Source organism: Streptomyces sp. NPDC028991, from assembly GCF_055564775.1.
On the sequence record NZ_JBVHVP010000004.1, the window covers coordinates 43,262 to 56,275 of the forward strand.

The window sequence follows — 13,014 nt, forward strand, 5'->3', positions numbered from 1 at the left end:
TGAACGCGTGTCAAGACTCTGGGGCCGTCGAGCCCCGTCGTTGAGGGGGTCGAGCCATGGGGCGCGGCCGGGCCAAGGCCAAGCAGACGAAGGTCGCCCGCCAGCTGAAGTACAACAGCGGTGGGACTGATCTCTCCCGCCTGGCCGAGGAGCTGGGCGCATCGCCGTCGAATCCGCAACCGCCTAACGGCGAGCAATTCGAGGACGATGAGCAGGACGATGACGTGTACGCACGGTACGCCGACCTCTATGGGGCCGACGACCAGGACGAGGACGGCCAGTCCCCGCAACAGCGACGCGGCGCTTGACCCTGCACTGAACACTCACCCGGTCGGTGACTCACGTCACCGACCGGGTTCTGTGCTACCCGCAGGACCGTCACCACCCGTACGGCCGTCGCTTCAGCCGGCGTAGTCGCCGACGAGGGCGGCGCCGGTCCCGTGGTCGCCGCGGTCGGTGATCTCGCCGGCCACCCAGGCGTCCACGCCGCGGTCGGCCAGGGTCGCCAGTGCCACGTCCGTCGACTCCTCGGGGACGATGGCGATCATGCCCACGCCCATGTTGAGGGTCTTCTCCAGCTCCAGGCGCTCCACCCGGCCCGTCGTGCCGACGAGGTCGAAGATCGCGCCGGGGGCCCAGGTGGAGCGGTCGACGACGGCGTGCAGGCCGTCGGGGACCACGCGGGCCAGGTTGGCGGCGAGTCCGCCGCCGGTGACGTGGCTGAAGGCGTGGACGTCGGTGGTGCGGGTGAGGGCCAGGCAGTCCAGGGAGTAGATCTTGGTGGGCTCCAGCAGCTCCTCGCCGAGGGTGCGGCCGAGTCCGTCGAGGTGCGCGTCCAGGGACAGGCCGCCCTCGTTCAGCAGGACGTGGCGGACGAGTGAGTACCCGTTCGAGTGAAGACCGGAAGCTGCCATGGCCACGACCGCGTCACCCTTGCGGATGCGATCGGCGCCCAGCAGCCGGTCCGCCTCCACGACGCCCGTACCGGCGCCGGCGACGTCGAAGTCGTCCTCGCCGAGCAGGCCGGGGTGCTCGGCGGTCTCGCCGCCGACCAGGGCGCAGCCGGCCAGTACGCAGCCTTCGGCGATGCCCTTGACGATCGCGGCGACACGCTCGGGGTGGACCTTGCCGACGCAGATGTAGTCGGTCATGAAGAGCGGCTCGGCGCCGCACACCACGATGTCGTCCATGACCATGGCGACCAGGTCGTGGCCGATGGTGTCGTAGACGCCCAGCTGCCGGGCGATGTCGACCTTGGTGCCGACGCCGTCCGTGGCGGAGGCCAGCAGGGGGCGCTCGTAGCGCTTGAGGGCGGAGGCGTCGAAGAGGCCGGCGAAGCCGCCGAGGCCGCCGAGGACCTCGGGGCGCCGGGTCTTCTTCACCCACTCCTTCATGAGCTCGACGGCGCGGTCGCCCGCCTCGATGTCGACGCCGGCGGCTGCGTAGCTGGCACCAGTTGTGTCAGGCATGACGATGAGAACCTTTGTGTCGTACGGCAGGAAGGCAGGCCAGGGAGGCGGACGGCTACGGGCGACGGATGGCGTCGGTGGCGGCCGTACCGGCGGGCCCGGCGGCCAGCTCGGTCTCCAGGAGCTGCTTGCCGAGCAGCTCGGGGTCGGGGAGCTCCATCGGGTACTCGCCGTCGAAGCAGGCGCGGCACAGGTTCGGCTTGGCGATGGTGGTCGCCTCGATCATGCCGTCGATGGAGATGTACGCCAGGGAGTCGGCGCCCATGGAGGTGCCGATCTCCTCGACGCTCATGCCGTTGGCGATGAGCTCGGCGCGGGTGGCGAAGTCGATGCCGAAGAAGCAGGGCCACTTCACCGGCGGGGAGGAGATCCGGATGTGGATCTCGGCGGCGCCGGCCTCGCGGAGCATGCGGACCAGGGCCCGCTGGGTGTTGCCGCGGACGATGGAGTCGTCCACGACGACCAGCCGCTTGCCCTTGATGACTTCCTTCAGGGGATTCAGCTTCAGGCGGATGCCGAGCTGGCGGATGGTCTGCGAGGGCTGGATGAACGTGCGGCCGACGTAGGCGTTCTTCACCAGACCGGCGCCGAACGGGATGCCGGAGGCCTCGGCGTAGCCGATGGCGGCGGGGGTGCCGGATTCCGGGGTCGCTATGACGAGGTCGGCCTCGGCGGGAGCCTCCTTCGCCAGCCTGCGGCCCATCTCGACGCGCGAGAGGTAGACGTTGCGGCCGGCGATGTCGGTGTCCGGGCGGGCCAGGTACACGTACTCGAAGACACAGCCCTTGGGCTTCGCTTCCGCGAATCGGGAAGTGCGCAGGCCGTTCTCGTCGATGGCGACGAACTCGCCCGGCTCGATCTCGCGGACGTAGGAGGCGCCGCAGATGTCGAGGGCGGCGGACTCGGAGGCGACGACCCAGCCGCGCTCGAGGCGGCCGAGGACCAGCGGGCGGATGCCCTGCGGGTCACGGGCGGCGTAGAGGGTGTGCTCGTCCATGAAGACGAGGCTGAAGGCGCCGCGCACCTCGGGGAGCACCTTGCCGGCCGCCTCCTCGATGGTCAGCGGCTTGCCGTCGTCGTCCACCTGGCCCGCGAGCAGGGCGGTGACCAGGTCGGTGTCGTTGGTCGCCGCGACCCGCGTCGAGCGGCCGTCCTGCTTGGGCAGGTCGGCGACCAGCTCGGCGAGCTGGGCGGTGTTGACGAGGTTGCCGTTGTGCCCGAGCGCGATGGAGCCCTGCGCGGTGGCACGGAACGTCGGCTGGGCGTTCTCCCACACTGAGGCACCGGTGGTCGAGTAGCGGGCGTGACCGACCGCGATGTGACCCTGGAGCGAACCGAGAGAGGTCTCGTCGAAGACCTGGGAAACCAGGCCCATGTCCTTGAAGACGAGGATCTGGGAGCCGTTGCTGACCGCGATTCCCGCGGACTCCTGGCCCCGATGCTGGAGGGCGTAGAGCCCGAAGTACGTGAGCTTTGCGACCTCTTCGCCCGGGGCCCAGACACCGAAGACGCCACAAGCGTCCTGGGGGCCCTTCTCGCCGGGAAGCAGATCGTGATTGAGTCGACCGTCACCACGTGGCACGTCTCCGAGTGTAGGCGAGATCGACCACTGGTCCGAATTGGGGACATGGGCTCACGATTGGATCACCGGTCGGCCGTGGCTCGGACGATGCTGCCGTCTTCGCTGGTCAGCGTGAGGGTTTCTTGATCGATCCGGTAGTCGACCCGGCCGTCGAAGAGGCGCAGTATCCGCTTCTCGGCGTCCATGAGTGAGCCTTCGCACATCATTCGGGTGGTGGACGGGGCGCCGAGGGTGATATGTCCGTCGCTGACGGTGGCCTTGGCGTTGACGTGGTTGCAGGGGAGGCGGCCGGAGACGGTCTGCGCGTCCCGGTCGAAGGTGAGGTGGGCGCTGCCCTTCTGGCCCGTGTCCTTCCGGTCCGTGTCCTTCCGGTCCGTGTCCTTCCGGCTCGTGTCCTTCTGGCCCGGGGTGGTGACGGTCCACTTCGTGCCGTAGAGAGGAGCGTCGGGCTGCCTGCTGAGCCGGACGGTGTCGCCGCCTGAGGTGGTGAGGGTCAGTCGCCCGCCCTCGGTCTCGGTGGTGAGCGGGCCGGCGGTGAGGGTGCGGCCGAGGGACTTCTCGAAGTCGATGGGCGTCTTCTCGCAGGCCTTCTCGGTGAACATGGCGTCGCTGAGCCGGACGCGCTCGCCGTCGAGGTCGGCGCGGGCGCTGAAGGTGTTGCAGCCTGTGCTGCCCTCCGCCTCGCCTTGTCCGGTGATCCGGACGTGTGCCGTGTCCGGCGCCTTGTGGGTGGTGCCGTCCACGGTGACGCTGTCGATGCTCCACCGGACGCCGGTGAGGGGCTTGTCCGCGCCCACGGACCCGCTGCCGCCGCCGGCCTTCTCGCTGCCGCAGGCTGCCGCGAGCGGTACGAGCGCGGCGACTGCCGCCACGGTCAGGGTCATGCTGCGCTGCTGCTTCTGCCTGTACATGCCCATTCGACGGAGGGGCGGAGGGTCTGGTTCCCCTCACGTTCACCCGAGGAGCGGCAGCAGCCCCCCGAGGTCGGCCCGCTCCCCGCTCGCGCTCACCCTCGCCCCGGCCACGGCGTCCTCCCAGGACAGCCGTCCGGTGGCCAGCCGGACCCAGGTCAGCGGGTCGGTCTCGACGACGTTGGGCGGGGTGCCGCGGGTGTGCCGGGGGCCTTCGACGCACTGCACGACGGCGTAGGGCGGGATCCGTACCTCCGTCGAACCGCCGGGCGCCTTCGCGGCGAGCGCGTCGGCCAGCAGCCGGGTCGCGGCGGCCATGGCCTGCCGGTCGTACGGCACGTCGAGGCCGGGCACGGCGGCGTTCAGGTCGTCGGTGTGGACGACCAGCTCGACGGTGCGGGTGACGACGTAGTCGGCCAGCGGCAGCGCACCCGCGCTGGTGGGCAGCAGCCGGGTGCCGGGGTGGGTGTCGAGTCGGTCGGTGAAGCGCCGCTCGACCTCGGCGAGGTGGGCGTCGGTGTCGGGGTGCTCGGCCGCGAGGCGCCGGGCGGTGGCGGCGATGGCGTCCGCGTCGGCGGCGATCGCGAACGGCCAGTCGAGCAGCCGACCGTCCTGCCGTGCGGGCTCGGGCTCACCGAGCAGCCGGTCCACGGCGGTCAGCGCCATCGCGAGGTGTGCCACCAGTTCCCGCACGCTCCAGTCGCCGAGCCTGGTCGGCAGGGCGAGCTGCTCGGGCGTGAGGGTGCGGACGGCCGCCCGTACGTTTCCGAACTGGGCCAGTACGGCGGTACGGGTGCGGGCGGGATCGTAGGCGCGGGCGCGCTTCCTGGCGGGCGGCATGGCGGCGAGCCTAGTCGGCGCGGAAGACGGAGCTCCCGTTGAATGACACAGCGGGAATGACACAGCAGGACGTCCACGGACGTGCGCACACCGTCCGGAGGAATCCGCACAGCTCCCCGTTTCCCCGTTCCACGGCCCCGGCGGCTCCACCGAGTCCGCGGCCTCCCACGGAGCTAACCGTCGCGCCGGGCGGCGTGGTCCGCCGGTTCGGGTACGTCGAAGACCTCGCCGTTGCGCGGGACACCGATGCCGTGCCAGGTGAAGGGGATGCCCCGGGCGGTGTCCGGGTCGGGGCCGTCCATGAGCTGGAAGTGGACGTGCGGTTCGGTGGAGTTGCCGGAGTTGCCGCACCGGGCCAGCCGCTGTCCGGCGTGCACCCGGTCGCCCTCGCGGACGGCGTACGAACCGCGCTGCACATGGGCGTACATCGCGTACGTACCGTCGCCGAGGTCCAGCACCAGGTGGTTGCCGACGATCCGGCGGACGCCGCCCATCTCGCGTACCGAGCCCTCGACGAGCATGAGGTAGAGCAGCGCGGGCAGCGAGTTGCGGCTCAGGTGGTCGCGCTGGGTGTCGTCGGTCCGCACGACCGTGCCGTCGGCCACCGCGAGCAGCGGCGCGCCGAACGCCGGGAAGTCGCGGCTGCGCCGGGCGATCGGCCACAGGGCGCGGAAGCCGGGGCGGGCGCCGGGCTCCGGTTCGGCGACGAGATCGATGGCGAAGGTCTGGCCGTAGGCGTGGACCCCGTGGCTCGGGGTGCGGTCGGCGGGGCTGTTCAGCGCGGACCAGCGGCCGGTGACCGGCGGCCGGACCTCGACCGGCTCACGGGCGACGCCCGCCGCGTCCGGAGCGCCGCCGCCCCACCGGTTGACCACCGTGATCAGCACGAAGGCCAGGGCCATGGGCAGGAAGTTCCACCATCCCGGGTATCCGAAGTCGAAGACGACGTGTGCGGTCACCAGGGCGATGAAGCCCAGTTGCAGCGCCCGGAAGGTGATCATGGCTAGCTTGCGTGCGGACATGGGTTCCCCCTGGATCGGACCTTGATCGGACCTTGTTCGGGTCTTGATCGGACCTTGGTCGGTCTTGACCGGATCGCGACGTAGCCGGTCAGCCGCGGGCCGCCGACAGCACCACCAGCAGCGGTACGACCCGTCCCGCCGGCACCTCGTGGCGGCCCCGGCCGGCCGTGTGCAGCCAGCCGGCGCCGGTGAGCTGGCGCAGGTGGTGGTAGATCTGGCCGGTCGTGCCCACCTCGTCCAGCTCGGCGAGCTCGGCCGCGGTGCGCCGGCCGCCGAGGATCTCGCGCAGCAGCCGCAGCCGGACGGGATGACCAAGCGCGGCGAACGCTTCGGCCGACTCGGCCCAGTCGGCGTCCATCAGGCTGTCGGTCAGCGCACCGTGCTGCCAGGCGTACTGCTCTCCGGTCGGCAGCCGGACAGCGCCCGTGAACAGGACGCCTCCGTCGGCCGCCCGCATCTCCGCGAGCTGCTCCTTCAGGCCGTCAAGGGCCCAGAAGTCGCCCTCGCCGAGGCGGGGGGCGGGCCGGTCGACGCCCTCCAGTGCGGCGAGTCGCCGCTCGAGATCGGCTACACGCTGTTCCAGTTGCTCCACTTCTTCGATATTACGTAAATACGTAACCGTGCGCAAGGGAGCGCAAGGGTGCGCAAGGGTGCGACGCCCGAGGTCAGTCACCCGTACGCGTGCCCTCGGAGATCCTCGGGAACGACGCGCGCAGACAAGGACCACGTGTGCTGAAACGACGAGGTCCCGCCCGGAACCGACCGGACGGGACCTCGGCTCGTACGAACCTCCGCGACGCTTACGCGAGCAGCGCCGGGATCGTGCCCTCGTGGGCCTCGCGCAGCTCGGCCAGGGGCAGCGAGAACTCGCCCTGGACCTCCACCGCGTCCCCGTCCACGACACCGACGCGGGTCGCGGGCAGGCCGCGCGCACCGCACATGTCGTTGAAGCGCAGCTCCTCCGAGCGCGGGACGGCGACGACCGCGCGGCCCGCCGACTCCGAGAAGAGGAAGGTGAAGGCGTCCAGCCCGTCCGGTACGACCAGACGCGCGCCCTTCTCCCCGAGCAGCGCCGACTCGACGACCGCCTGGACCAGACCGCCGTCGGACAGGTCGTGCGCGGAGTCGATCATGCCGTCGCGGGAGGCGGAGATCAGGATCTCGGCCAGCAGGCGCTCACGCTCCAGGTCGACCTTCGGGGGCAGGCCGCCGAGGTGGTCGTGGACGACCTGGGACCAGGCCGAGCCGCCGAACTCCTCACGCGTGTCGCCGAGAAGGTAGAGCAGCTGGCCCTCCTCCTGGAAGGCGACCGGCGTGCGGCGGGCCACGTCGTCGATGACGCCGAGGACCGCGACCACGGGAGTGGGGTGGATGGCCGCCTCGCCCGTCTGGTTGTAGAGCGAGACGTTGCCGCCGGTCACCGGGGTGCCGAGCTGCCGGCAGCCGTCCGCCAGACCGCGCACGGCCTCCGCGAACTGCCACATGACCGCCGGGTCCTCCGGCGAGCCGAAGTTCAGGCAGTCGGAGACGGCGAGCGGCTTGGCGCCGGTCGTCGCCACGTTGCGGTAGGCCTCCGCGAGAGCCAGCTGCGCGCCCGTGTACGGGTCGAGCTTGGCGTAGCGGCCGTTGCCGTCGGTCGCGATCGCGACGCCGAGGCCGGACTCCTCGTCCACGCGGATCATGCCCGAGTCCTCGGGCTGGGCGAGGACCGTGTTGCCCTGCACGAAGTGGTCGTACTGCTGGGTGATCCACTGCTTGGACGCCTGGTTCGGGGAGCCGACCAGCTTCAGGACCTGGTCCTTGAGCTGCTCGCTCGTCCCCGGCCGGGGCAGCTTGTTCGCGTCATCGGCCTGGAGGGCGTCCTGCCAGCCGGGGCGGGCGTAGGGGCGCTCGTAGACCGGGCCGTCGTGGGCGACGGTGCGCGGGTCGACGTCGACGATCTTGCCGCCGTGCCAGAAGATCTCCAGGCGGTCGCCGTCGGTGACCTCACCGATGACGGTGGCGATGACGTCCCACTTGTCGCAGATCTCCAGGAAGCGGTCGACCTTCTCCGGCTCCACGACCGCGCACATGCGCTCCTGCGACTCGCTCATGAGGATTTCCTCGGGCGAGAGGGTCGAGTCGCGCAGCGGTACGTCGTCCAGGGTGACGCGCATCCCGCCGGAGCCGTTGGACGCCAGCTCGGACGTGGCGCAGGACAGGCCCGCCGCGCCGAGGTCCTGGATGCCGACGACCAGCTTCTCCTGGAACGCCTCCAGGGTGCACTCGATGAGGAGCTTCTCCTGGAAGGGGTCGCCGACCTGGACGGCGGGACGCTTGGAGGGCTTGGCGTCGTCGAAGGTCTCGGAAGCGAGGATCGACGCGCCGCCGATGCCGTCACCGCCGGTGCGGGCGCCGTAGAGGATGACCTTGTTGCCCGCGCCGGACGCCTTGGCGAGGTGGATGTCCTCGTGCCGCATGACGCCGATGGCACCGGCGTTGACCAGCGGGTTGCCCTGGTAGCAGGCGTCGAAGACGACCTCGCCGCCGATGTTGGGCAGGCCCAGGCAGTTGCCGTAGCCGCCGATGCCGGCGACTACGCCGGGCAGGACCCGCTTGGTGTCGGGGTGGTCGGCGGCGCCGAAGCGCAGCGGGTCCACGACGGCGACCGGACGCGCACCCATCGCGATGATGTCGCGGACGATGCCGCCGACGCCCGTGGCCGCGCCCTGGTAGGGCTCCACGTACGACGGGTGGTTGTGCGACTCGACCTTGAAGGTGACCGCGTAGCCCTGGCCGACGTCGACGACACCGGCGTTCTCGCCGATGCCGACGAGCATCGCGTCGGACTCGGGGGCCTTCTCGCCGAACTGGCGCAGGTGGACCTTGCTGCTCTTGTACGAGCAGTGCTCGGACCACATGACGGAGTACATGGCGAGTTCCGCGCCGGTCGGGCGGCGGCCGAGGATCTCCACCACCCGCTCGTACTCGTCCTTCTTCAGGCCCAGCTCGGCCCAGGGCAGCTCGACGTCGGGGGTCGCGGTCGCGTGCTCGACCGTGTCCAGAGGCGTCCGGCTCATGCGTTGACCAGCTTCTTGAGGATCGAGGTGAAGAACGGGAGGCCGTCGGTGCGGCCGGTGCCGATCAGCGGCTCGACGGCGTGCTCCGGGTGCGGCATGAGGCCGACGACGTTCCCGGCGGCGTTGGTGATGCCGGCGATGTCGTTGAGCGAGCCGTTGGGGTTCATGTCCAGGTACCGGAAGGCGACGCGGCCCTCGGCCTCCAGCTCGTCCAGCGTCCGCCGGTCGGCGACGTAGCGGCCGTCCATGTTCTTCAGCGGGATGTGGATCTCCTGTCCGGCGGCGTAGTCGCTGGTCCAGGAGGTGTCCGCGTTCTCCACCCGCAGCTTCTGGTCGCGGCAGATGAAGTGCAGGTGGTCGTTGCCCAGCATGCCGCCGGGGAGCAGGTGGGCCTCCGTGAGGATCTGGAAGCCGTTGCAGATACCGAGCACCGGGAGGCCGGCCTTGGCCTGGTCGATGACGGTGTCCATGACCGGCGAGAAGCGCGCGATGGCGCCGGCGCGCAGATAGTCGCCGTAAGAGAAACCACCGCACAGCACCACGGCGTCGACCTGCTTGAGGTCCTTGTCCTTGTGCCAGAGGGACACGGGTTCGGCGCCGGCGACGCGGATCGCGCGCTGCGTGTCCCGGTCGTCGAGACTGCCGGGGAAAGTGACGACGCCAATACGAGCGGTCACTTCGCGGCTCCCGCGACTACGTCATCGGACTCGACCTTGACGGTGAAGTCCTCGATCACGGTGTTGGCGAGGAAGGATTCCGCGAGATCGTGGATGCGGGCGAGGGCGGCGTCGTCGACCGGCCCGTCCACTTCCAGTTCGAATCGCTTTCCCTGACGTACGTCCGAGATCCCCTCGAAACCCAGCCGCGGCAGTGCGCGCTGCACCGCCTGGCCCTGGGGGTCGAGGATCTCCGGCTTGAGCATGACGTCGACTACGACGCGTGCCACTGGCACTCCCGGTGTGTGGTGCTGAGCAGGTTCCTTCAGACTACCCGTACAAAATTTCTACGCGCGTAGCCTTGGAGGAAAGTACGTGAGCCCTGTCACGATCCGGTATCGGGGGGAGGCGGTCGCGAAAAGCTTCGGGAAAGATCCCGGATCGTGTCTGGGTGCCTATTGCGCGACGGACACGCGGAGAGATTTAGTCGGGCTTCCCATTGCAATGCCGGGCACTGTACAAATGAAATGTCATTAGCCGATACTTTGCCCAATTACAGGCGAACAGTCGGCATCATCGCGGTGTCTTGGCACGTCATCGCGGAGATGCCGCACGAAGGGACCGATATTCGTGGCGCAGCGTGTCGTGGTCACTCTCTTTGACGACATCGACGGCTCGGAAGCGGCGGAGACGATCGCCTTCGGTGTCGACGGCCGGATGTACGAGATCGACCTGAACGAAGCCAATGCCCGGAAACTGCGCAAGGCCCTCGAGCCGTACGTGTCGGCCGGCCGCAAGCGGTCCCGATCCGGCAAGGCGTACCGGCAGACGGAGGTCGCCCCCGACCCGGCGGCGGTCCGGGCCTGGGCTCAGGCGAACAAGCTGGACGTGCCCGCGCGGGGCCGGATCCCGAAGAAGGTGTACGAGGCGTTCGCCGAGGCGCAGTGAACCGCGGCCCGGTCCGCCGTCCGCCGTCCGCGGTGAGCCGTCAACCGTCAGCCGCCCACGGTCAGCCGTCAGCCTTCAACCGCCCACGGTGAGCCGTCCGCGGTGAGGCGCTTCCGGTGACCTACGGCCGGTGACCTACGGCCGGTGGCCGGTGGCCGACGACCGCTCAGCCGCCCCTCTCGGCAACCGACTTGCGCTACACCCCGGGTGATCAGCTAAAGTCTGGAGCACGCCGAGGGGCGCGGCCGAAAGGCCCAGCTCACGGAACATGCGGGTGTAGTTCAGTAGTAGAACATCCCCCTTCCAGGGGGAAGGCGCAGTGTGCAATTCCTGTCACCCGCTCTGCATCGCCGTACCGATCAGTCGATTCGATCAGGTAGGCTGGTGCTCGCACCGATCGGTGAAGGCCGGTCGGGAGCAATGCGGACGTAGCTCAGTTGGTAGAGCGCAACCTTGCCAAGGTTGAGGTCGCGAGTTCGAGCCTCGTCGTCCGCTCGGGAATCAGACCCCGGTCCTCCAAGGACCGGGGTCTTTTCGTGCGTCCGTAGGCCGTAGCCCGGAGTCCGAAGCCCGGAGTCCGTAGCCCGGAGTCCGAAGCAGGGAGCAGGAAGGGCCGGACGCGTCCGTCTGACATTTGTCATGCCGGGTGATGACGGGCCGCACTGTCGTCCGGCCCGGGAGACCGGAAAGCTTGAGGCATGCGATCAAACGGACACGAACACGTGATTGAGGTCACCGACCTGCGACGTGTGTACGGGGGCGGGTTCGAGGCCGTGCGCGGAATCGACTTCTCCGTGCGCCGCGGAGAGGTCTTCGCCCTCCTCGGCACCAACGGCGCCGGCAAGACGTCGACGGTCGAACTGCTGGAAGGCCTCGCCGCTCCGGCCGGCGGCCGGGTGCGCGTCCTCGGGCACGACCCGTACACCGAGCGGGCCGCCGTACGCCCCCGCACCGGGGTCATGCTGCAGGAGGGTGGCTTCCCGTCCGAGCTGACCGTCGCCGAGACCGCGCGGATGTGGGCGGGGTGTGTGAGCGGGGCCCGCCCGCCGGCCGAGGTCCTGGCGCTGGTCGGGCTGGAGTCCAAGGCCGGGGTACGCGTGAAGCAGCTGTCCGGGGGCCAGCGGCGCCGACTGGACCTGGCACTCGCGCTGCTCGGCGACCCCGAGGTCCTCTTCCTCGACGAACCCAGCACCGGACTGGACGCCGAAGGCCGCCGGGACACCTGGGAGTTGGTCAGCGCGCTGCGTGACGGCGGTACGACGGTGCTGCTGACCACGCACTACCTGGAGGAGGCCGAGAACCTCGCCGACCGGCTCGCGATCATGCACGAAGGCCGGATCGCCGCCACCGGGACCCCGGCCGAGGTGACCGCCGAGCAGCCGTCCCGGATCTCCTTCGAGCTGCCCACGGGCTACTTCGTGGGCGATCTGCCGCCGCTGGACGAGCTGGGCGTCAGCGCTCACGAGGCCGACGGCCGGATGGTCAGGCTGCGCACCCACGAACTTCAGCGCGCCGCCACCGGGCTGCTGGTCTGGGCCGGCCAGGCCGGCGTGGAACTGCGCCGCCTGGACGTGCGGTCGGCGTCTCTCGAGGAGGCGTTCCTGGGGATCGCGAAGGAGGCGTCCGCGCGGACCGCCGAAGGTACGACGCCGAAGGAGTACGCGGCATGAGCGCCACGACCACCAAGCACTCCCCGGCCCGCGCCGCGAATGACCAGGTCACCACGCCGATGGGGCGGATGACCGCCCTCGCCCGGGCCGAACTGACCCTGCTCGGCCGGAACAAGGGCACCGTCTTCGCCGCCCTCTTCGTACCGCTGGTGCTGCCGTTCAGCGTCTGGTCGGCCTCCAAGGAAATGGATCTCGCCGAGGCCGGACTGACCACAGGCACGCTCGTCCTGCCCGCCGCGATCGGATTCTCGCTGCTGTTCGCCGTCTACTCGGCCCTCGTCGGCGTCTTCGTCGTCCGCCGCGAGGAACTCGTCCTCAAGCGGCTGCGCACCGGCGAACTGAGGGACGTCGAGATCCTTGGCGGATCCGCGATGCCGGCCGTGCTCAGCGGGCTCGTGCAGAGCCTGCTGCTGGCGGCGGGCTGCTTCGCCCTGCTGGACCTGTCCGCGCCGTCCGCGCCCCACCTGGCCGTACTCGGCCTGCTGCTCGGCCTCGTGATGTGCGCCGCGCTCGCGGCGGTCACCGCGAGCTTCACCCGGACCGGTGAGAGCGCCCAGGTCACGCCGCTGCCGTTCACTTTCGTCTCGATGCTCGGCTCCGGCATGTTCGTCCCGCTGGAGCTGTTCCCCGACCGGCTGGCCTCCTTCTGCGAGCTGCTGCCGCTGACCCCCGTCGTCACCCTGGTGCGCGGCGGCTGGACCGGCGACCTGTCGGCCTACGAGGCACTGGGCGCCGGGTTGACGGCGGTGGCCTGGACCGTGGTCGCGGTGTTTGCTGTACGGCGGTGGTTCCGCTGGGAACCGCGGCACTGACGTACGGGAAGGCCGGGACCGGAACCAGGGCCGGGGCCGGGGAGA

Annotated in this window: 13 protein-coding genes and 2 tRNA genes; 6 read left to right on the forward strand and 9 right to left on the reverse strand. The window is 70.2% G+C overall.

What is annotated here, in order from left to right:
• Window positions 1-56: 56 nt before the first annotated feature.
• The gene (locus ACZ4V1_RS10410) at window positions 57-308 is read left to right on the forward strand and encodes a DUF3073 domain-containing protein (protein WP_468332423.1); all 252 of its coding nucleotides are present in this window, start codon (window positions 57-59) and stop codon (window positions 306-308) included.
• A gap of 93 nt (window positions 309-401) precedes the next feature.
• On the opposite strand, the gene purM is transcribed toward ACZ4V1_RS10410, so the two are convergent.
• The 9 genes from purM to purS all read right to left on the reverse strand — a co-directional run bounded on the left by purM (window position 402) and on the right by purS (window position 9,829).
• Window positions 402-1,469: a phosphoribosylformylglycinamidine cyclo-ligase gene (purM, locus tag ACZ4V1_RS10415; RefSeq protein WP_468332426.1), complete on the reverse strand. Its 1,068-nt coding sequence runs from the start codon at window positions 1,467-1,469 to the stop codon at window positions 402-404.
• A 55-nt stretch (window positions 1,470-1,524) separates the two neighbouring features.
• The gene (gene purF / locus ACZ4V1_RS10420) at window positions 1,525-3,051 is read right to left on the reverse strand and encodes an amidophosphoribosyltransferase (protein ID WP_310872547.1); all 1,527 of its coding nucleotides are present in this window, start codon (window positions 3,049-3,051) and stop codon (window positions 1,525-1,527) included.
• A gap of 62 nt (window positions 3,052-3,113) precedes the next feature.
• The gene (locus ACZ4V1_RS10425; protein ID WP_468332430.1) at window positions 3,114-3,962 is read right to left on the reverse strand and encodes an META domain-containing protein; all 849 of its coding nucleotides are present in this window, start codon (window positions 3,960-3,962) and stop codon (window positions 3,114-3,116) included.
• Between the two features lie 42 nt (window positions 3,963-4,004).
• Complete coding sequence (locus ACZ4V1_RS10430; protein ID WP_468332433.1) at window positions 4,005-4,802, reverse strand: maleylpyruvate isomerase family mycothiol-dependent enzyme; 798 nt, start codon at window positions 4,800-4,802, stop codon at window positions 4,005-4,007.
• Window positions 4,803-4,975: 173 nt separating this feature from the next.
• On the reverse strand, window positions 4,976-5,824 hold the full coding sequence (locus ACZ4V1_RS10435) for a M23 family metallopeptidase (protein ID WP_468332436.1): 849 nt from the start codon (window positions 5,822-5,824) through the stop codon (window positions 4,976-4,978).
• A gap of 88 nt (window positions 5,825-5,912) precedes the next feature.
• Window positions 5,913-6,416: an ArsR/SmtB family transcription factor gene (locus tag ACZ4V1_RS10440; protein ID WP_468332439.1), complete on the reverse strand. Its 504-nt coding sequence runs from the start codon at window positions 6,414-6,416 to the stop codon at window positions 5,913-5,915.
• 208 nt (window positions 6,417-6,624) lie between these two features.
• Complete coding sequence (gene purL / locus ACZ4V1_RS10445; protein WP_468332442.1) at window positions 6,625-8,883, reverse strand: phosphoribosylformylglycinamidine synthase subunit PurL; 2,259 nt, start codon at window positions 8,881-8,883, stop codon at window positions 6,625-6,627.
• Window positions 8,880-9,560 (reverse strand): phosphoribosylformylglycinamidine synthase subunit PurQ, encoded by a 681-nt coding sequence (purQ, locus tag ACZ4V1_RS10450; RefSeq protein ID WP_310872539.1) that lies wholly within the window; start codon window positions 9,558-9,560, stop codon window positions 8,880-8,882. Before purQ ends, purL begins: the two co-directional genes overlap by 4 nt.
• Entirely contained in the window at window positions 9,557-9,829 is a 273-nt protein-coding gene (gene purS, locus ACZ4V1_RS10455) for a phosphoribosylformylglycinamidine synthase subunit PurS (protein WP_063482444.1), read from the reverse strand. The genes purQ and purS overlap by 4 nt, the downstream gene beginning before the upstream one ends.
• Before the next feature lie 340 nt (window positions 9,830-10,169).
• Here purS and ACZ4V1_RS10460 point away from each other — a divergent pair, with 340 nt between their 5' ends.
• The 5 genes from ACZ4V1_RS10460 (at window position 10,170) to ACZ4V1_RS10480 (ending at window position 12,969) form a co-directional block, all read left to right on the forward strand.
• Window positions 10,170-10,487: a histone-like nucleoid-structuring protein Lsr2 gene (locus tag ACZ4V1_RS10460; RefSeq protein ID WP_468332446.1), complete on the forward strand. Its 318-nt coding sequence runs from the start codon at window positions 10,170-10,172 to the stop codon at window positions 10,485-10,487.
• 270 nt (window positions 10,488-10,757) lie between these two features.
• Window positions 10,758-10,829: transfer RNA gene (locus ACZ4V1_RS10465), tRNA-Gly, on the forward strand.
• Window positions 10,830-10,909: 80 nt separating this feature from the next.
• A tRNA-Gly gene (locus ACZ4V1_RS10470) sits at window positions 10,910-10,982 on the forward strand.
• Between the two features lie 203 nt (window positions 10,983-11,185).
• Complete coding sequence (locus tag ACZ4V1_RS10475; RefSeq protein WP_468332449.1) at window positions 11,186-12,157, forward strand: ABC transporter ATP-binding protein; 972 nt, start codon at window positions 11,186-11,188, stop codon at window positions 12,155-12,157.
• Window positions 12,154-12,969: an ABC transporter permease gene (locus ACZ4V1_RS10480; protein ID WP_468332452.1), complete on the forward strand. Its 816-nt coding sequence runs from the start codon at window positions 12,154-12,156 to the stop codon at window positions 12,967-12,969. Before ACZ4V1_RS10475 ends, ACZ4V1_RS10480 begins: the two co-directional genes overlap by 4 nt.
• The last annotated feature ends 45 nt before the right edge of the window (window positions 12,970-13,014 follow it).